This is a genomic window from Paenibacillus sp. UASWS1643 (assembly GCF_008693195.1).
Classification (GTDB): domain Bacteria; phylum Bacillota; class Bacilli; order Paenibacillales; family Paenibacillaceae; genus Paenibacillus; species Paenibacillus amylolyticus_B.
On sequence record NZ_VXKZ01000092.1, the window covers coordinates 22647 to 43062 of the forward strand.

The 20416-nt window shown below is 48.2% G+C and carries 18 protein-coding genes; 9 read left to right on the top strand and 9 right to left on the bottom strand.

Features of this window, described 5'->3' with window-relative positions:
* Window positions 1-115: 115 nt before the first annotated feature.
* Window positions 116-1654 carry a glutamine-hydrolyzing GMP synthase gene (gene guaA / locus FE296_RS03615; RefSeq protein WP_091018677.1) on the bottom strand — a complete coding sequence of 513 codons (1539 nt, stop codon included), beginning with the start codon at window positions 1652-1654 and terminating at the stop codon, window positions 116-118.
* A gap of 221 nt (window positions 1655-1875) precedes the next feature.
* Here guaA and FE296_RS32610 point away from each other — a divergent pair, with 221 nt between their 5' ends.
* On the top strand, window positions 1876-2031 hold the full coding sequence (locus FE296_RS32610; protein WP_190945018.1) for a hypothetical protein: 156 nt from the start codon (window positions 1876-1878) through the stop codon (window positions 2029-2031).
* Between the two features lie 10 nt (window positions 2032-2041).
* On the opposite strand, the gene FE296_RS03620 is transcribed toward FE296_RS32610, so the two are convergent.
* From FE296_RS03620 to FE296_RS03635, 4 genes are all read right to left on the bottom strand, one after another.
* Complete coding sequence (locus FE296_RS03620) at window positions 2042-4405, bottom strand: DUF4129 domain-containing transglutaminase family protein (protein ID WP_150364249.1); 2364 nt, start codon at window positions 4403-4405, stop codon at window positions 2042-2044.
* Window positions 4392-5657 carry a DUF58 domain-containing protein gene (locus FE296_RS03625; protein ID WP_150364250.1) on the bottom strand — a complete coding sequence of 422 codons (1266 nt, stop codon included), beginning with the start codon at window positions 5655-5657 and terminating at the stop codon, window positions 4392-4394. Before FE296_RS03625 ends, FE296_RS03620 begins: the two co-directional genes overlap by 14 nt.
* On the bottom strand, window positions 5654-6643 hold the full coding sequence (locus tag FE296_RS03630) for an AAA family ATPase (RefSeq protein ID WP_150364251.1): 990 nt from the start codon (window positions 6641-6643) through the stop codon (window positions 5654-5656). The genes FE296_RS03625 and FE296_RS03630 overlap by 4 nt, the downstream gene beginning before the upstream one ends.
* A gap of 103 nt (window positions 6644-6746) precedes the next feature.
* Window positions 6747-8048 (bottom strand): polysaccharide deacetylase family protein, encoded by a 1302-nt coding sequence (locus FE296_RS03635; RefSeq protein ID WP_150364252.1) that lies wholly within the window; start codon window positions 8046-8048, stop codon window positions 6747-6749.
* A gap of 240 nt (window positions 8049-8288) precedes the next feature.
* Here FE296_RS03635 and FE296_RS03640 point away from each other — a divergent pair, with 240 nt between their 5' ends.
* The 6 genes from FE296_RS03640 to FE296_RS03665 all read left to right on the top strand — a co-directional run bounded on the left by FE296_RS03640 (window position 8289) and on the right by FE296_RS03665 (window position 14394).
* Entirely contained in the window at window positions 8289-8936 is a 648-nt protein-coding gene (locus tag FE296_RS03640) for a DedA family protein (RefSeq protein ID WP_017690726.1), read from the top strand.
* A gap of 173 nt (window positions 8937-9109) precedes the next feature.
* The gene (locus FE296_RS03645; protein WP_124118721.1) at window positions 9110-10624 is read left to right on the top strand and encodes a spore germination protein; all 1515 of its coding nucleotides are present in this window, start codon (window positions 9110-9112) and stop codon (window positions 10622-10624) included.
* Between the two features lie 24 nt (window positions 10625-10648).
* Window positions 10649-11851, top strand: coding sequence for a Ger(x)C family spore germination protein (locus FE296_RS03650; protein ID WP_124118722.1), 1203 nt, complete (start codon window positions 10649-10651; stop codon window positions 11849-11851).
* 6 nt (window positions 11852-11857) lie between these two features.
* On the top strand, window positions 11858-12094 hold the full coding sequence (locus FE296_RS03655; protein ID WP_150364253.1) for a hypothetical protein: 237 nt from the start codon (window positions 11858-11860) through the stop codon (window positions 12092-12094).
* A gap of 20 nt (window positions 12095-12114) precedes the next feature.
* A complete protein-coding gene (locus FE296_RS03660; RefSeq protein ID WP_150364254.1) occupies window positions 12115-13239 on the top strand; it encodes a GerAB/ArcD/ProY family transporter in 1125 nt (374 codons plus the stop codon).
* Between the two features lie 42 nt (window positions 13240-13281).
* Window positions 13282-14394 (top strand): GerAB/ArcD/ProY family transporter, encoded by a 1113-nt coding sequence (locus tag FE296_RS03665; RefSeq protein ID WP_150364255.1) that lies wholly within the window; start codon window positions 13282-13284, stop codon window positions 14392-14394.
* 138 nt (window positions 14395-14532) lie between these two features.
* Here the strand turns inward: FE296_RS03665 and bcp are convergent, their stop codons facing one another.
* Genes bcp through FE296_RS03685 form a run of 4 tightly spaced genes read right to left on the bottom strand, consistent with a single transcriptional unit; the run spans window position 14533 to window position 17676 of the window.
* On the bottom strand, window positions 14533-14997 hold the full coding sequence (bcp, locus tag FE296_RS03670; RefSeq protein ID WP_124118726.1) for a thioredoxin-dependent thiol peroxidase: 465 nt from the start codon (window positions 14995-14997) through the stop codon (window positions 14533-14535).
* A gap of 45 nt (window positions 14998-15042) precedes the next feature.
* Window positions 15043-15828 (bottom strand): ABC transporter permease, encoded by a 786-nt coding sequence (locus FE296_RS03675; RefSeq protein ID WP_036614076.1) that lies wholly within the window; start codon window positions 15826-15828, stop codon window positions 15043-15045.
* A 5-nt stretch (window positions 15829-15833) separates the two neighbouring features.
* Window positions 15834-16628 carry an ABC transporter permease gene (locus tag FE296_RS03680; RefSeq protein WP_062837592.1) on the bottom strand — a complete coding sequence of 265 codons (795 nt, stop codon included), beginning with the start codon at window positions 16626-16628 and terminating at the stop codon, window positions 15834-15836.
* 1 nt (window position 16629) lies between these two features.
* Window positions 16630-17676 carry an ABC transporter ATP-binding protein gene (locus tag FE296_RS03685; RefSeq protein ID WP_036614079.1) on the bottom strand — a complete coding sequence of 349 codons (1047 nt, stop codon included), beginning with the start codon at window positions 17674-17676 and terminating at the stop codon, window positions 16630-16632.
* A 213-nt stretch (window positions 17677-17889) separates the two neighbouring features.
* Between FE296_RS03685 and FE296_RS03690 the strand changes: the two genes are divergently transcribed.
* Together FE296_RS03690 and FE296_RS03695 are read left to right on the top strand one after the other, a co-directional pair.
* A complete protein-coding gene (locus FE296_RS03690; protein ID WP_091018703.1) occupies window positions 17890-18933 on the top strand; it encodes an LCP family protein in 1044 nt (347 codons plus the stop codon).
* 131 nt (window positions 18934-19064) lie between these two features.
* Window positions 19065-20384, top strand: a complete 1320-nt coding sequence (locus FE296_RS03695; protein WP_150364256.1) for a glutamate-1-semialdehyde 2,1-aminomutase — start codon at window positions 19065-19067, stop codon at window positions 20382-20384.
* The last annotated feature ends 32 nt before the right edge of the window (window positions 20385-20416 follow it).

Here is a 20416-nt window from a genome sequence, read left to right on the forward strand (position 1 = left end):
GAGTATTTTGAGCAACCAATTGTTGCGGGTCAATTGGAAGCGATCGTACTAACGGTTACCGAAACCCTTACGCAGCAAGGATTCCCGCAGGCCCATCGTCAAATTTCCGTCCAATTCATTCCCACTCGATCGTTGCAGGTGGTTTGGATGTAACATCATAGACGATACGGTTTACGTTATCAACTTCGTTAACGATCCGTACGGAGATTTTCTCCAGCACATCCCAAGGAATACGTGCCCAGTCCGCAGTCATACCGTCGATGGATGTTACTGCACGGATACCTACAGTGTAGGAATACGTACGCGCATCACCCATAACGCCAACACTCTTCATGTTAGGCAGGGCTGTGAAGTACTGCCAGATTTCGCGGTCGAGACCGGCTTTGGCAATCTCTTCACGCAGGATGTAGTCTGAGTCACGAACAATTTTAAGTTTTTCTTCGGTAACCTCACCAAGAACACGGATCGCAAGGCCCGGACCAGGGAACGGCTGACGATGAACAATTTCGTCCGGCAGGCCACACTCGGTACCGACTTTACGTACTTCATCCTTGAACAATGTGCTCAGCGGTTCGATCAGTTTGAAATTCATGTCTTCAGGCAGACCGCCCACGTTGTGGTGGGATTTGATGGTCTGTGCAGTCGCTGTACCACTTTCCACGATGTCCGTGTAGAGTGTACCTTGTGCCAGGAATGCAAAGTCATCGAACTGCTTGGACTCTTCGTCAAATACGTAAATAAACTCGTTACCGATGATTTTACGTTTTTGTTCTGGATCATCCACGCCAGCCAGTTTGGACATGAAGCGCTCTTGTGCATCAATTTTGACAACTTTCATGTCGAATTTGCCGACAAACGTCTCCATTACACTTTCTGCTTCACCTTTACGCAACAGACCGTGGTCGATAAACATACATGTCAGTTGATCACCAATGGCTTTGTGAAGCAATGCAGCTACAACGGAAGAATCCACACCGCCGCTAAGCGCACACAGTACTTTACTGTCGCCCACTTTTTCACGAATGTCTTTGATGGTGTCATCGATGAATGTCTCCATCGTCCAGTTACCTTCGCAACCACAGATTTCGAACAGGAAGTTACGAATCATGTCGTTACCGCGAACAGAGTGACGTACCTCAGGGTGGAACTGAACAGCATACAATTTACGCTCATCGTCACTCATGGCAGCGATTGGCGCACTTTCCGTGCCTGCATCCAGTTTGAAACCTGGAGGAAGTGTAACCACATGGTCACCGTGACTCATCCATACCGTATGTTCGCCTTCAATACCTTTTGCCAGTGTAGATCCAGCAGCAAACTCAAGGTCTGCTTTACCGTACTCTCGCTTCTCGGAACGTTCTACTTTACCTTCGAGCTGTTGGGCCATAAGCTGCATTCCGTAGCAGATACCGAAGATTGGCAAGCCTAGATCATAGACACCTGGGTCCACGTGGGGAGCATTCTCAGCGTATACGCTGGACGGCCCACCTGAAAATACGATTCCTTTTGGTGCCATTTCTGCGATCTTTTCCGCCGGTGTGTTATACGGCAAAAGCTCGCTGTATACGCCAAGATCCCGGATTCTTCTGGCGATTAACTGGTTGTATTGGCCCCCAAAGTCAAGGACAACCACAATCTCATTCTGCTTATTCATAACCGTGCCTCCCTCAATTCAATGAAACTAATTATACGCAACGACAAAACATACCGTCAAGGAAAGGCGAAACTCCTTTTTTCGACATATCAAAACAGGATTACCAATTGCCTTTAGATATGAAATTCCAAATACAAAAACTTGACAGCAAGATGCTGGTTCAAGTGTATGATCGTGGAAAGACGCCTCGTTCGCAGCGCAGCGCGAAAGGCGTCTTATGTATGGCATGCAGCGATAAACCAAACGCTGCATTATGCATTAAAGGAACAATGCGCCAGCCAATGGTGATCTTCATCTGCCCACAAGTGGCCAAGCTCTATTGGAAAGCGATAGCGATTGTATGGCAGCAGCTTCGCATCTTTGGTGTAACGTTGTAACATCCTTGTGTTACAACGCCTGCAACTGCCGGGCCAAACGAAGTGCCCGGCGCAGGAAGTCCAGACTGTCCGCGCGCAGCGGACGGTCCGGCCCATACAGCAGCCGTTCCCAGTCGGCTGCAAACCGCGCGATGTCCGCGCCGTCCGCGCCTGCGGCCAAAGCCGGTGACGCTGCATATTCACGCAGCGTCATACCCGGCGGCCGCGGGCCGTACCGGCGCGCTAGCGCGGCCCAGACCGGAGCGGCGGCACCCAGCAGCCGCTCGCGGTCCGGAAAGCTGCTGCGCGGCCACGCCAGCAGCAGCCCTAACCGCAGCGCGGGGCGTAGCCGCCGCATGCGGACCAGAGCAGCGGCGCCCAGCAGGGCCGCTGCCACAAGGGCTGCCACGAGCAATGGCTCCGCGGCAATGGCCCGTGCGCGGGCGAGCAGCCATGCGCCCGCGTTAGCCAATCCGCCGCTCATATACGGCGGATTCTCCGCAACAGGCTGTGGTTCGGCGAGCGCTGCGACACTTTCGCCCGCGCCTTGCGCCATGGTGAAGCCTGGCGTGGCCTCAAACGGCATCCAGCCTGCACCCGGAAAATACACTTCTACCCAGGAATGTGCATCTCCCTGTGAAATCACATACTGACTGGGCACATCCGGGTCAGCAACTCCGGGGCCAAAACCTTTAACCCAGCGTGCGGGGATACCTTCCGAACGAAGTAACACAATCATAGCTGTGGAGAAATGATTGCAATACCCCTGCCGGGTGACGAATAAAAAATCGTCCACAAAATCTGTTCCTCGCGGTGGCATACGGGTATCCAACGTATACTCGGCATGAGCAGCCAGATAAGTCTTTACAGCTTGCACAGCGTCATACCGGGTCTCACTGCCTTGAATGATTTCCTTGGCAAGCGTCTGCACTCGACCGGGGAGTGATGCAGGCAATTGCAGATAACTCCTCCGAATGGCTGCCGGATCTTTCCCTTTATTCGTTTCCTCAAGCAGACGTAACTGTTCAGCTGTTGCGACAGGAACCATGACGTCTGCCGAATAATGTTTAACCATCTTATCGTTTCCGGAGCCTGCGAGCCACAATGTTGCCGAATCGCGATTAGACAGCAAAGAAAACATGTTTTCCTGATTATCCTTGTTCTTATCCTGGAACGATACGTTGACCGGTATGCCACCGGTAAAGAGTGGATTTGGTCCTTTCCACTCTCGCTGCATCGAGACGGTTTGGCGAATGCGACTCCAATAGGTTGGATTCTCCCAACCATCAGCACGCAGCATTCCGGATGGACTTGCCGTTTCAAAGCTCTGACCCGGGTCACTCCAAGTACTACCGTTATAATATGAACGGGTCTCCCCTCGCCAATACGTCACTTCCGGACTCTTTGCTATAAAAAAGATGGAATTCCCCGGCACCAACGGCGCTCCCATAGGCGCGTCCGCTGTACTATATCCCGTGACCGCTGTTGCAGCAGGGATACTACTGTGCTGTGTATAACCTGCCCAGCGAGCTATGCGTTCACCCATCTGTTCCAGAGATATGCGTTCCGGTTGAGGAATGGAAGCAAACTGGCCAGGTACCGCTGAGAAAAGCACCATACCTGCTGAAGCAACGATAGTTACTGCACTCCAGCGGCCATAGGGGCTGCCGCGATAACTCGGAGTAGTGACTCCTGCATTGAGACGTAATAGCTGGAGCAGAGCCTGAATAAGAAAAGTCCATAGGACAGACCGTATTACAGAAGCATACACATCCAGCCCCGCAAAAGATTCAAGCAAAAGCAAATAGAGCAGTGTTGCACTGCCAAACAGCATAACGCTTCGACGTAAGAATACGAGGGATTGCACAGAAGCCATGAGCATGCTCCAGCCGCACATCATGAACAACCCTCTCGTTTCTGTACTAATCGAGTGAAATCGCCAGTTATTTATAAAAGTGTCCATATCCGCTGAAAATATTCCCGGATAAGCGACCGCCCAACGGGCAGGATCACTTCCTCCGTACATCAGACATAAAGCAGCGAGTGCAATGAATAATCGGATCAGTACCCCGGTGATCCATCCTGTACGAATTAACCCCGCGAGCAACAATGCTCCCGTTAATCCCGCCATTACGGACAAGAACCGTTCACTGCCCTGCTGATCTGATGATGTAACAGGATATATCCACTCCAGAGACAGTATAAGTAAAATGGCCGAAATAAAAATTTTGTACAGGACAGGTACGCTAACATATCCCTCATCCTTTATATCCGTCACAGAACTCCGGTTCGCAGCTTGATGTACAGCATAGGCCAATTCCATTCTCGTACGGGCCGTTGACTCTAAGTCGGCCTTAGTGGAATTGGGTTGCTGGTTTCCATTACGCTCCCACATCCGTTACCTCCACCTTTCCCAATGAAGATAACGCAACGTCTGTAACCGTGTGGATCGGCACCCCACTGTGACGAAGCCGCTCCAAACTCAAGCTGTCATATCCCAATCCATTCGTCAATCTATCCGTTGATCCTAATTGGTCCTGGTTCGCTTCAGTCAATTGCACCTCTACACGATAACCCGACCCTATTGCAGTTATGATCCATTCGGCCAGAACCGGGTCCATCTTACCTGTGAGAACCACAATTCTTGACCCGCTCGCCAGTCCATCCAGTATCTCCGTTCGGAGCGAAACAGAGCCTGATTGTGCTTTGGATATTCGCGCTCCCGCTAGCTTGTCCAGTCCATGATTCTCATCATCTGCATGGAACGGCCCATGTTGCCTTTGATGTTGTTCATCATAGCTCTTATCGCCGCCTTCCATCCACAGATGATAAGGAATGTCATCCTGCTCAGCGGTATGAATCCAGCGGGCAGCTGCACGAACCACTCGTTCAAAAGCAGGTGCATCCATGTTCTCCCGTTGTTTTACGTCATACCCCGACGCGCCCTCATACACAAGGATACCCAGTGAGGCAAGATCCGTGGTATCGGGCAGAAAGGTCTGAAGTTTTCCCGTTTTGGCTGTACTTTTCCAATGAACTCGTCCCAGTGGGTCACCCTGCTGATATTCACGAAACTCAGGGCCGCGGTTTCCCTGGCTATTTCTTCGCTCCGACAGAGTCCCTTCGATCATCGCTGCGAATTCTATCGAATCACCCTTCCCCCAAGCCGTTGCTTGAGGAACAACAATCAGGGGTGTACCTCCTGCGGTCTCTGCGGAGAGGGTATTCCAGCCAAACATATCCCCCCAGTACAATCTGCCCGTATCCCATCTGTAGACTCCTCTTCGTAACCCAGAACATTCATATTGATAGGAAAATTGTCGCCGTGTTCCCGGGAAAATCAATTTGCGATGAACACCTGCAGGTGTGTTCTCACACAGAACGATCCATAACAATGGAATACGGCAATTGAATTCCAGCTCCACCAGAACCCGTACCTGCTCGCCTGCCTCAATCCGGTTCGCGTGTATTTTCCGACGGATGTGAATACGCCGTGGTCTGAACCAATGGAGAAGCAGACCTCCTGTGAACATCAAGAAAGTTATAACGGATAGAAACAACGCCGCTTTGCCCCCATGCCACTGATACAGGTAAGCAAAAGCCACCACCAAGACAGCACTCACAATCCGTTGTCCCAGCGCAGTCATTGCCTCCGTCCCCTTCCCTGTGATGCCATTTGTACAGGTACCGGGACCGATGACAATGCTTCTTCAATGACTTGTACTTGCCCCCAAACCTCCGCTCTGTTCTGGGCCTTCAATTGAATACGGTGGGAAAGGACAGGCACAGCTACCTCTTTCACATCATCCGGAATGACATAACTGCGTCCTTGAAGATAGGCAAATGACTGCGCCGCAGCCATCCAGGCCAGTGTTCCACGCGGACTGATGCCCAGTCTGACCGCCGGAAGGCTGCGAGAGGCTACAGCAACGGCCACCAGATACTGTTTGACGACGGGATCAACATGTACCTGTTTGACTTCACGCTGCATGGCTACGACCTCTTCAGCAAGCAGGACAGGGCGAAGTTCATCAAGCGCTTCTCTACCTTGCATGCGTGTTAACAATTCCAATTCCTGTTCCGGATCGGGATACCCCAGTCCAATTCTCATGATAAATCGATCCAGCTGCGCTTCAGGCAGACGGTACGTACCCTCAAACTGTAACGGGTTCTGTGTCGCCAACAGAAAGAACGGGCGTGGCAAGGCATAGGTTGTGCCATCAACCGTAATACGCCGTTCCTCCATTGCCTCCAGCAGGGCAGACTGAGTGCGTGGTGAAGCGCGATTTATCTCATCAGCCAGGACAACGTTGGACATGACAGGTCCGGGCCGAAACTTGAATTCACCTGTATGTGGATTATAGATTGAAGTGCCCGTAACATCTGCCGGCATGACATCGGACGTGAATTGAATCCGGCCCATGGAGCAGTCCAGTGCAGAAGCAACGGCACGAACCAGCATCGTTTTCCCTGTACCCGGCACATCTTCCAGAAGTACATGCCCCCCACTGAGCATTGCAGTGAGGACATAACGAATCTCTGTTTTTTTGCCAATAATCACACTCTCAACACGCTTCATGACCCTGTTTAACAATTCAACAGCATGTTCATGTTCCATTCGGATATAAGACATTTCTCCTGATCTCCTTCCGTTCATCAGCATTCCTGAACCATAGTAATCTATGATTCAGTGTTGCCCGGAAGTAGAGAGAATAGTCCTGCAAGAATGACTTTCTTCAGATCATTTTATACTTAAATATGTTATTCATTGCCGAAATGGATCTGGAAGCGCCCGCCTTTACCGTCCACTCTGCTTCATTACTGGTTAAGGAATTCACCCTCAACCCCATCTGCTCCAGTAACTCACGTAATGGAACCCAGATGGTTCCACCATGACTCTGTACTGCCCCCGTTTCAATTGCCCCTGTTGTTGTCAGTGTTCCGCTCACACTGTCTGCATGAATCGTTTTTTCTTTCCATACTGCTATGGCTGTCCTTGTTTCAGAGTCCCAGCGAGTGCTGCCCCCGAATTTTTTCATAAAAGTACGCAAAGGCACCATGATTCGCTGACCCTCCATGCGGAACTCACCCGGTTGCAAGGTAGCCGCAGCCAACCCCACCTCTACCTTCAGCTTCTTGTTTGCAAGCCATAACGTCGCGTTCGCTTCTACATGCTCTGCGATCCAGGCCTTTCCCGGCGCCTTGCGGGCCTTATACTTACCATCTGGATGTACACGGAATTGAACTGGTTGATCCGTACTCTTTATGGTGTCAAAACGATATCCATGATCACGATAATATTTGATAATACCCGGAAGTGCTTTTACCGTTTCAGCATGTGCACCACCGTCATGCATCAGGACGATAACCGAACGTGCTCCCGCGGGTACTTTGGTGGAATTACTGAGGATTTCTTTGGCTGGAACACCCTTACGCTTGGAATCTCCACTATCGACGTTCCAGTCCATGACGGTGTATCCACCCAGTTGGAGCAAATCAAAGTAACTCTGGTCAAAATGCCCGTAGGTACCGCCTGGTGCTCGCACCAGATTCGGACGGAAACCGGTTATACGCTCCAGCACTTCCTCTGTCTGCTTGATCTGTTTCCAGAACACTTTAAAATCACTGTACAATTGTTCGTATTGATGATTAAACGTATGATTGCCCAAAGCATGTCCATCCTCCACAAGCTCCCGGATTAACTCGGGATAACGCTCTGCCTGCTCACCCAACACAAAAAATGTAGCCAACACCTTCTCCTTACGCAAAATATCCAAAACTTCACGGGTATGGTTACCCGGTCCATCGTCAAAACTCAGATAGACTACCTTGTCTTGAGTATTCTTAGCTTCCGGGATTGGATCACCTGCGCCGGAAGCAGAAGATGCATAAGCCGTGCCTGCATATACAGCAAATGAACATAACAATATCGCAATTCGCACGAGAATGACATACCATTGTCCAGATAAAAACGTATGTATGGTTGTTGCAGAGTTTCCCCCTATTTCCTTGATTCTGAATTCCGGTCTCTGTACCATTTACGAATCGACCTCCACCGTCTCTAGTAATTTGCTGATAGACTTCAGCAGATTTGTTAGAATTATATGGAGGCTACATTGAAAAAAGACGTGATTTTGTTTAATATTTTTTCACAATTTGCTATCTAGCCTGATTGATTCTTCGCTTCAGATTAGGTAGCATAATGGACAGGCAGAACACATTAAAACACCTTGGAGAGTATTCATGCTCCCACCCCGTATTCAGGAGAGTGAAATCTATTGGAATTGCTTGAGAAGATCCAACATCTGTTTGGGTCCTACGGATACAGCGTATTGTTTTTTGGCTTGTTGCTTGAATTCATCGCACTTCCCTTTCCTGGTGAAACAACGATGGCTTACGCAGGGTTTCTCTCCTACAAGGGGCATCTCGACTTCGGAATCCTCACCATACTGGCTTTTCTGGGAACAACGATTGGCATGACAATCACTTATTTTATTGGAGCCAAAGCAGGACTTCCCTTTATAACACGATACGGAAAATGGTTTCTGCTGAAGCAGGACAAACTCGATAAAACGCAAAAGTGGTTCGCCAAGTATGGTAATGCCTTAATCTTCATCGGTTATTTCATTCCGGGTGTAAGGCATTTCACCGGATATTTTGCGGGCATAGCTGCTGTTCCCTTTCGCAAATTCGCTCTCTACGCCTATTCAGGCGCACTGTTTTGGGTTGTACTGTTTCTGGGCATTGGCAAAATATTTGGCCCTCAGTGGAACGCCGTATTCCATCTGGCTCATCAATATGCAGCATATATCGTGGGAGGAATCGGCCTATTGCTTATCGTAGCCGTGCTCTATCGTTACCGCAAAGCATGGACAGCAAGATCCACCGTATCCAAGCCAGCCCCTGTTCGACAAAGACAAAAGTAAATTCGGACAAATGTCCACCTATAAAAGTAAGGAGCTGCGAGTCTTCGCAGCTCCTTTTTTTTTCGTTTATACGAACAGTGTAAGAACGAATCATTCTTTTATTTTTTGTGATAATCCGAATTCATCCCGGTCATACTATCTTGAAAATATAGGGTATATAGGGAGGCGAAGGCATGAGTGCATCGGTGCAGAACCATCAGGACCAGAAAAAGATCTCTCCGAATCTGAACGACAATACCGAATATTGCAAACAAGTGATGGGGAACAGCAACGACTTGATGATCCGACCTCTGCAATGTTTGCACAAATGGCCTGCTGTCATGTTGTACATCGATGGATTGGTGGATGTGAACATTCTGAATCACTCCATCATGGAATCGTTGTTGCAAAAGCGTGATCTCCCTGAATTCTCCGCAGACGATGAACATCTCAGCTACCTTCAGAATGATATTCTGATCGCCAGTGATGTATTGCTGGTGAACGATATGGAAGAAGTAATGAATGCACTTCTTTCGGGATCGGCTATCCTACTGCTTGAAGGATCTATACGTGGATTAAAGATTGGCGCAGCAGGCTGGGAAGATCGTTCCGTTGGAGAACCAGTCTCCCAAACCGTCGTTCGCGGACCAATGGAGGGATTCAACGAAAACCTGCGGACCAATACCTCATTAATTCGCAAACGAATCCGCAACCCTCATCTCTGGATTGAAGAAAGAGAAATTGGCAGGGTTACCAAGACCCGTGTTGCCGTGCTCTATCTGGAGCATATCGTGGATCAGGAAATTGTAAAAGAACTGCGTCGAAGACTCGATGAAATCGATATCGATAGCATCCTTGAGAGTGGTTATATCGAGGAACTGGTACAAGACAAGACGGGGACGATCTTTCCCACGGTCTACAACAGTGAAAGACCTGATACCGTGTCTGCCGCTTTGCTTGAAGGGCGTGTTGCAATCATTGTGGACGGGACACCTTTTGTATTGCTCGTTCCTGCCTTGTTTGTTCATTTCTTTCAGTCTCCAGAAGACTACTATCAACGAGCCGATATCAGTACGTTAATTCGAATGATCCGATATCTAGCCTTTTTTATCGCCCTGCTTGCCCCATCCTTTTATATTGCCATCACCACGTTCCATCAGGAGATGTTGCCTACCAATCTACTCATCAGTCTGGCCGCACAGCGAGAAGGCGTACCTTTCCCCGCTTTTATTGAAGCCTTACTTATGGAGCTAACCTATGAGATTTTGCGGGAAGCAGGCATACGGATTCCCAAGACGGTTGGTCAAGCCGTATCCATTGTCGGTACGCTTGTCATTGGTCAGGCAGCGGTAGATGCTGGGGTTGTATCCGCTGCGATGGTCATCATCGTATCCATCACTGCGATCTCCAGTTATGTTATTCCGGAAAACGGACTGTCCATCTCTGTACGTATTCTACGATTTGTATTAATGATCTTGGCGGCTGCCTTTGGCTTCTATGGCATCCTGATCGTGCTGTTAATAACAGTAACTCACCTCTGCAGTTTGCGCTCTTTCGGGGTGTCCTACATGTCTCCATTTGCACCTTTTATTCAGAAAGATCTTAAAGACACGATCTTTCGTGTGCCTTGGTCCCATATGAAAACTCGCCCACTCTCTACTCATGCAACCAATGAAGTCAGACAGTCCACCAAAAAAACGAAGCGGTAGAAATTCGGTAAGGAGTGCACATCCATGAACAGATGCTTACGCTTAATTTTATCCTTTGCCCTTCTGCTTCCTCTCCTTACCGGATGCTGGGATCGCCAGGAACTGAATGAACTTGGCATTATGCTGGGTCTCGGTGTGGACAAAGATGGCGATATGATCAAAGTGAGTGCTCAGGTCGTTGTTCCGAATGAGGTATCTTCCAAGGCAGGAGGAGGCAAAGGTACCCCGGTTACGCAGTATCAAGCATCTGCTGCCACTTTGTTCGAAGCGATTCAGAAATTAACGGAGACCAGTCCACGCCGCATATTCATGGCGCATATCCGCGTGCTGGTATTTGGCGAGGAATATGCGCGAAAAGATGGAATATACGACGTTATCGAAGCGCTAATGCGCGAACCTACGGCTCGACCTGATTATTACGTTATGGTGGCAAAGAATACAACGGCCTCCCATGTCCTTGATGTGCTTACACCTTTAGAAAATATTCCTGCGGAAAAGTTGTTTAATTCCTTGGATGTATCCGCCAAGACCTGGTCCCCCACTACCACGGTAACCGGGGATGAATTAATGGATTTCATGATATCTCCCGGCATCCAGCCTGTCATTACGGGTGTAGAGATCCTCGGTAACAAAGAACAAAGTGGTAATAAAGAGAATATAGCCACCATCCGGTCACCAGCCCGCCTTAATACAACGGGACTAAGTGTATTCCGGAAAGACAAGCTGATTGGCTGGTTAACGGAGGATGAATCCAAAGGCTACAATTACATCCGTGATAATGTAGAATCTACTGTCAGCCACATGCCTTGTCGCAAGAAGGGCAACGTGACATTTAAGGCACTCCGCACCACAACGAAGAGAAAAGCCAAAATCGTAAATGGCAAGCCTGTAATCAACATTGATATCAAGAATGTCTCCTCCATAGGCGCAGTTGAATGTGGAATACGGATCGGTTCAATGAAAGTTCTCAAAGAACTGGAATCCGATAGTGAAGAACGGTTAATTGAACTGATGCAGGAATCTGTGCATTCAGTAAGACGCAAGTTTCATGTCGATATATTTGGTTTTGGACAGGAAGTGTACCATGCAGATCCCAAGTTCTTCAAGAAGATAGAGAATGACTGGGATAAATATTTCGAAGAACTGGATATCAAGTACAAAGCCAATGTGCAGATTAAACGTGTCGGTACACTGGATGATTCATTCAAAGATGAACTGAAGGAGTGAGGAAGCATGTTGCTTACATTGGCGGTTATCTTCGTAGCAGTAATTATTGGCTGGGTTGATCTGCCTGGCCTCATTCGCCGGAAGGAGTGGAGAGAAACGGCTGTATACTGTGCAATGCTTCTCACAGCTACATTCTTCGGTGTCATTGCGTCCAATTTGTGGGAGTTCCCCAGTCCTCTGTATATCATTATGTGGATCTATGATCCCGTGAACCATTTATTAGCACGCTTGACTGGAACTTAGGTGAAGAAGGAGGGTATATCATGCTCGAAAAGGGACGGATCGGTACAAGACAATTGTCCACCCTTACATTTATGTTAGTGGTAGGGGATATGATGCTGATCTACCCTTCCGTCATCACGTCCTATGCCAAACAAGATGCGTGGATATGTGCTCTTATTGGCGTTCCGCTCGGAATGGCTCTAATGGCGTTGATATTGAAATTGGGCACGATGCATCCAGGGAAAAACCTGGTGCAGATCTCCCGAGATATTCTGGGGTTTTGGCCAGGCACCTTTTTGTCGTGCTTTTACTTGTTCTTCTTTATGATTGGCACATCCACACATACCCGGGAAGTCGGTGATTTCATGACGTCCCAAATATTTCAGTACACCCCTATTCGTGTCATCATCCTCATTTTTGTAATTGCCATCGGATGGGGTGTATACCACGGCTTGGAGACCATTGCGAGAACAAGTGAACTGCTCATGCCCCTCGTTGTACTGTTTATCATGATCCTCGCCTTCTGTCTTTTGCCACAGTTAGATACCAGTAAACTGGAGCCCATATCGGATACTGGTGTTGTCTCCATATCGCAAGGGATCCTTGTGAGTATCATATATCCTGTCGGAGAAACCATTCCCATTTTGATGGTTCTTCCCCATGTCGCTAACAGTCGCCATCGTATGCGTGACATCATCATCACAGCAGGATTCGGTAATTTGATCCTTGCCATTCTTGTTAGCATATCCATGCTCGTGCTCGGCCCCTTTCTTACCCAACACAATATATATGCTTCGTTTATTTTGTCTCAGAAGATTAGCATCGGCGGCTTCTTCGAACGAATCGAGGTCATCATGGCTTGCTCGTGGCTTATTTCTACCTATTTCAAAGCGATGATCTACTTATACGCCTTTATTGTCGGGTGTGCGGAACTCTTCAAGTTAAAGCAATTTAAAATGCTTATTTTGCCATCAACATTGCTCGTTTATGGAATGGCCAATCTCGTTGCGCCCAGCCTGACATTTATTATCATCACCATTGTTCCGTACTGGGTGGATTGGGACACCACACTAGGTATCATTCTTCCGGGGATGCTGGTTCTCATAGCGTTAGTGAAGTCTCGCAGAAAATCCAATTCACACCCCCAACCCTCAACTGAAAGATAGTTCGGAGAGAGCGTATTAATCCACGAGAAGGAGCAGAAGAACATGTTGATGCATGAAAAACTCACAATTCGGCAGTTCACCCTGCTCACTTTCCTGGTTATGATTGGAGATATGGTTCTGATCTACCCTTCACTCGTTACCGCAGTAGGCAAGCAGGACGCCTGGTTCTGTTCTCTTATTGGTCTGCCGATCGGTGTTGGCATCATGTGGGTTCTGTACAAACTACATCGAACACATCCCCAGTTGTCTCTTTTTGAAATCTGTAACCAATTACTTGGGACCTGGATAGGTTCCATGTTATCAGTTGCCTATCTATTTTATTTTGCCATAGGTGCAGCCATATGTGTCCGTGAAGTCGGTGACTTCATGACGACGCAAATATATCTGAAAACTCCCATTCGGGTCATTATTCTGATGATCATTTGTTCCCTGGCTTGGGGACTTATCCATGGTTTTCGTACGATGGGGCTGAGCGCAGAACTATTAACTCCAATCGTTGTGGTATTTATTCTTTTTCTCTTTTTGGGGCTCCTGCCTCAAGCCAAAAGTGCAAATCTGCAGCCATACTTCAGTACGCCCTGGATACATCTTGTAGAGTCTAGCATACGCGCAGCGTTCACTTCCTTTGGCGAACTTATCATTCTCTCCGTGTTTCTCCCGTATGTGAACTCCGGGCCTCATTTCAAACGGGACTTCCTACTAGCGACCTTCTGTGGAGGGTTACTGTTAAGTTTGCTGCTACTCATCTCACTTATGGTGATGGGACCCACACTTACGCAGCACAGCATCTATATCTCATACGCCCTTTCACAGAAAATTAATATAGGTAATTTCTTTGAACGAATTGAAGCCTTTATGGCTATCGCCTGGTTAATTTCCACCTATTTCAAAAGTCTGTTATATCTCTTTGCCTTTGTGTTGGGAACAGCACAATTATTTCGATTAAAGACATATAAGCCGCTCATTTTGCCTTCGTCCTTGTTGTTATTCGCCCTAGGTGTGCTGATTGCTCCAAATGTTATTTTCTACACAGATACGATCATGCCTGCTTGGGTAGACTGGGATATCACTGTCAGCTTCATCATCCCACTGTTCCTCTTGCTGGTTTATCGCATTCGTTCCCGGAAGAGTAAAAGTAAACCCACCCCCTCATGAAGCGGATAACATCTGAAGCAGACAAACAAATTTTATTATAAATGGATATACAAAAGGCTGTGTACATGGCAACTTCCATGAACACAGCCTTTATATTATGAAATATATGCTTGGGTACATATAATGTGGAAGCAGTTACTATATAGCCTTCACAGCCTCAAGAGCAGCCTCAATATGTCCTTTGACCCGAACTTTGGACCAATCCTTGATCAATTTCCCTTCTTCATCAATCAGAAAAGTGGAGCGAACCACACCCATGTATTCCTTGCCATACATTTTCTTCAGCTGCCATACACCGTATTGCTCGGCTACAAGGTGCTCTTCATCTGATAACAAGGTGAAGGGCAATCCATATTTGGCAATAAACTTGTCATGCTGTTTCATCGGATCGGTGCTGATTCCGAGAATGACCGTGTTCAGTCCTTCAAATTCAGCATGTCGATCCCGGAAATCACAAGCCTGTTGTGTACAGGACGAGGTCATATCTTTGGGATAAAAATAAAGCAGCACCCGCTGTCCGCGGTAATCCGAAAGCTTTACCGATTCTCCCGTACTGGACGGAAGCTCAAAATCCGGTGCCAATTCGCCTACATTTAACGTCATGTCAGTTCCTCCCTAATCTCCCCCATGAATTACTATAGGGCGTTATTATGAACCTGCTCCGCGATACCGCTTCACGCCAAAATTCCACAAAAGCAAGCCCATGGAGCCAAACACCAATCCCATCACAGGTGTAAGCAGCGCCATGCGATGCATCTCGGACCTTTCCAGGAACAAGGCTGCGGGATAGATGCCCACAAAGGCAAACGGAATGATCCAGGTTAACAGCACCTGAATGGCACGGTTATAGATCGTTACCGGGTATCGTCCATATCCTTGGATGTTATACATCAACGGCAGGATACCTGTTGGCGCGTCCGAATAAAAGGATAGTGAAGTCAATGTGGTATAGATGCCGGCATAGATCATGACTGAGCTAAGTGCCAAAATAATCAAGGCAGGAATATGCCACCATTCCAGCATCAGGCCCATCTCTGCTCCGCTAAAGATCATGATGATCAAGCCGATAAACGAGCCCACCAGTGCAGGCGGGTCCACATTTTCAAGCAAGATCTGGAACAGATTATGTGCAGGGCGTGTCAGGATCCGATCCATCTCACCTTTGACGATGTACCGCTCACTGAATCCCCACAGATTGATAAAACAACTGAAGATGCCATAGGGCACCATAAAATATCCATAAACAAAGAGCACTTCACTCTCACTCCAGCCGCCCAGGTTATCCGTGTGGCGAAAGACCACAAAAATAAAGATCAGGTTGGTTGCCTGGAACAGCAGATCCGATAGGATCTCCACCCAGAAATCGGCACGGTACGTGAGTCGTGTTTTCATGTAATTCTTCAAATATTCCCAGATCAGACCCATATAGTACATATCTGTTATCCCCCTTGCACGAACAGACGCTTGCGCGCCTTACGCCAGATCAATACCATCGGAAGCAGTAACACGGCAAACCAGAACACCTGAATACCGAGTACATTCCAGATGGCGGTACCTTCCACTCTTCCAGTGAACACGGAACCGGGCAGATACGTAATGGCCTGAAAAGGCAATACTTTCATCACTGCGGACATCCAGCCTGGATACAGGCTGATCGGGATGATTAGACCGGAGAACAAATCAACCACGACGCGTTTCATACGCATCATGCCTTCATTGTTTTCCACAAAGAATGCCGCCAGTCCCGTTATCACATTAATCTGGGAATTAATGAGGAAACTGAAGAACAGCATGACGAGAAAGCCAATCCAGGCCGATGGCGCCGTAGGCAATTCAACCGGGAACAGCAGAATGGCGATGAGCATCCCAGGAATCATGAGGAGCAGGAAGCGGAAGATACCTTCGCCGAGACCCTGCATCATTTTGACCATAACGTAATTGATCGGCCTGATGAATTGAATCGCAATGGAACCATCCCGTATATCTGCGGCAATCTCCCGGTCCAGGTTGTTAAAGTAAAACGCACGTGCCATCCAGGATACAGCGATGTAAGTGGTCATCTGCGCTGCCGTGAAGCCGCCCAGTTCACCACTGCTACCGTAAATGGCTTGCCAGGTAAAGTAATACACGCCGATATTCAGCGTATATATCAAAATGCCGGAGTAATAATTCACCCGGTATGCCAGCATCGTTAGAAAACGGATGCGCATAAAATCAATAAATGCACTATTCATCTTAGGATACACCCACCGCTTCTTTCCCTGCTCCCACAATCTCGGGACGCTCGGCGGAACCGGATTGGTAAATACTGCGCACAATCTCATCCGTGTTGATCTCAATAATCTGAATATCGGTAATATCGGCTTGTCCAACGACACGTCCGAGTACATCCGAAACGTTCAGTTCCAGCGGAATCCATACGGATGCGGACAATTCATTCTCAACCGTCCAACGTACAGGCAACGCAGCAGTCCACTCCTGCATCTGACTGATGTTGTGAGCTGAACCGAACTTGAAGCGGATCTCGCGCTCCTTACCCCACTGGGACTTGAGATGATCCAGACCTCCATCATAGATGATGTTGCCTGCATCAAGCATGATCACCCGGGAACACAGTGCCTCAATGTCCTGCAAATCGTGGGTTGTGAGCAGAATGGTCGTTCCATGCTCCTTGTTCATGTCTTTCAAAAAATCCCGAATTTCCGACTTCACCACAATATCCAAACCAATGGTTGGCTCATCCAGGAAAACAATACTCGGATTATGCAACAAGGCTGCCACTAACTCGCAGCGCATACGCTGACCAAGACTGAGCTTCCGCACCGGACGACTTAGCAGGTCCTGAAGCTGTAATCGCTCAACCAGTTCATCCAGCCGTTTACGGAAATCGACCTCTCCTACACGATATACTTTGCGCAATAAATGGAAGGATTCGATAACGCCAATATCCCACCACAATTGACTGCGCTGACCAAAAACAACACCAATATTCTGTACAAACTTCTCCCGTTCCTGATACGGAACATATCCACCAACCGATATTTGCCCTGAAGTAGGCACCAAAATGCCGGTTAACATCTTGATCGTTGTTGATTTACCGGCACCGTTCTCCCCAATATATCCGCATATTTCGCCCTGGGGAATCTGAAATGAAATATCATTTACAGCCAATACCTCTTGGTATTGACGTGCAAACAGGTCCTGGAACGCGCCCTTCAGCCCACCTCGGCTTTTCTGGACGCTAAACGACTTGCGCAAATCTTTGACATCAATCGCCAGCATGATTATACCTCACTTGGATTTTGTTGAAATTGCTTGTAGCCCAAAAAGAAATTATAATGGTATCAGTCAAAATTCAGCAAGCTTTAAAATAGTCTGGAGCCGCGTCATGCCCTTATGTTAGGAAAAGACGTGCACGGAAAGCTCCGACTAGATCTTACTTGAATACTCGAACTCGTTTTTTTTATTTCATCTCAAATACAAAGGAGAGCTAGCATGACCAGAAAGACGAAGAGAACCATATGGATTTCTCTTGCCGCCTTCGTGTTAATTATTGGAGGAGCAGCGGCATATTATTTCGGTTCTATTCTCAATCAGTTGGACGGTTTGGCAAAAGACGGTGACGAATCACCATTCGCAGGTATCGAGAATGTGGAGAAAGTAAATACTCCTGACCCACCCAAATGGGAAGGTACAGAAACGGTAAATATTCTCGTTATGGGTGTCGATGCGCGCGGATTGAAAAAAGGTGAAGTTCCCCGCTCCGACAGCATGATGGTTGTATCGCTCGACCCACTTACCAAAAAAATCAATCTGTTCTCCATTCTGCGCGACACTTACGTCAATATTGACGGATATGGCAAGGAACGGATCAACACTGCCATCACCCATGGTCCTAATGCAGCGATGCAAGCTGCCGGCGACCTGCTCGGCATTCCTGTACAGTATTATGTGTATACGGATTTCCAGGGATTCATCAAATTGGTGGATGCCGTTGGCGGTGTTGATTTTGATGTGGAGAAAGACATGCACTATACAAGTAAAGCAGACAATAACGAATACGATATTGATCTCAAAAAAGGATATCAGCATCTGGATGGCGAGACAGCGCTCATGTACGTTCGTTTCCGTCATGATGCAATGTCTGATTTCGCTCGGTCCGAGCGTCAGCGTGAGTTGCTGAAAGCTGTAACAGCGAAAATGCAGTCAACAACTACCATTGCCAAACTGCCTTCCATACTGGAACAGGTTAATCCTTATGTGGATACGAATCTGACACTCTCCGATATGTGGAAGCTGGGTGGCCTCGGTTACCAGAGCAGCATGAACGGCAGTGAGCAGATTCCGCCAATGAACCTGCTGAAAGAAGAACGTACAGCAGGCGGTGCGCAAGTATTGACGGTTACCAATGAAGAGAAATTGAAGCAGCATATTCAGGATATTATTCACCCGCCTGCTACAACGGATGATAGTACGACCAGTACCGAAGATAAAACAGCCAGTGGCGACGATCAAAAGTCAGAACAACCGGCTCAGTAATCTAAACATGAAGAGGGCAGCCATTACGCTGCCCTCTCGTTGTGCCCGGCTATACTATTATGAGAAAATCATCATATCTTTCTGTGGCTTGTTAATTTATCATATTTTGAATTACGAAAGGAAGTTATCTTATGAATACATCACGTTCCCGTTCCGAACTTCTATACGCAGAAGCACTTGAGCATATTGTAGGAGGTGTTAACAGCCCTTCACGCTCGTTCAAAGCCGTTGGTGGCGGTGCACCTGTATTTATGAAAAAAGCCCAAGGCGCCCACTTCTGGGATGTCGATGACAACCGTTATATTGATTATCTGGCCGCTTACGGTCCGATTGTTACAGGACATGCCCACCCGCATATTACGCAGGCCATTACGGAAGCAGCAGCAAATGGTGTACTGTACGGTACCCCGACAGAGCTTGAGATCAAGCTCGCCAAAATGCTGAAGGAAGCTATTCCTTCCATGGATAAAGTGCGTTTTGTAAACTCCGGTACGGAAGCAGTCATGACCACGATTCGGGTAGCTCGTGCCTACACCAAACGCAACAAGATCGTAAAATTCGCCGGATGTTACCACGGTCACTCGGATCTGGTGCTTGTGGCTGCCGGTTCTGGCCCTTCTACGTTGGGTATCCCGGATAGTGCAGGCATTCCAACCAGTATTGCGCAAGAGGTCATCACCGTGCCTTACAATGATCTGGATAGCCTCAAAGCTGCACTGGAGCGTTGGGGTGACGATGTTGCTGCGGTTATGGTTGAACCGATCGTTGGGAACTTCGGTATGGTTATGCCGGAGCCTGGCTTCCTGGAAGGCCTCTGTGCCATGACACGTGCTAACGGCTCACTGGTTATCTATGACGAGGTCATTACGGCTTTCCGTTTCCATTACGGTTCTACTCAGACGTATGCCGGACTCGAAAACCATGCGGAGATTGAACCCGATCTGACGGCTCTTGGTAAAATTATTGGTGGTGGCCTGCCAATCGGTGCTTACGGCGGACGCAAACATGTTATGGAGCAGGTTGCCCCACTCGGACCGGCATATCAGGCGGGAACGATGGCTGGTAACCCTGCATCCATCTCGGCTGGTATCGCATGTCTGGAGGTCCTGCAAGGCGCGGGTGTATACGAAGAGATGGAACGCCTTGCTATTGATCTGACGGCAGGTCTGCAAGCTTCTGCTGACCGTCATGGCATTGCACTAACGATCAACCGGATTCGCGGTGCATTCTCCACCCATTTCTGTGATCATCCGGTTACGAACTACGATCATGCACAAGACACGGATGGAGAGCTGTTCGCTTCCTTCTTCCGTCACATGCTGGACCGTGGCATTAACTTGGCTCCATCCAAATATGAGGCCTGGTTCCTGACCACGGCTCATACAGACGAGGATGTTCAGGCTACATTGGAAGCCGCAGAAGCTTCCTTCAAAGCGATGGCTCAGGAATAAATTAGATTATTTCCATTCACAATGTAGAGTAC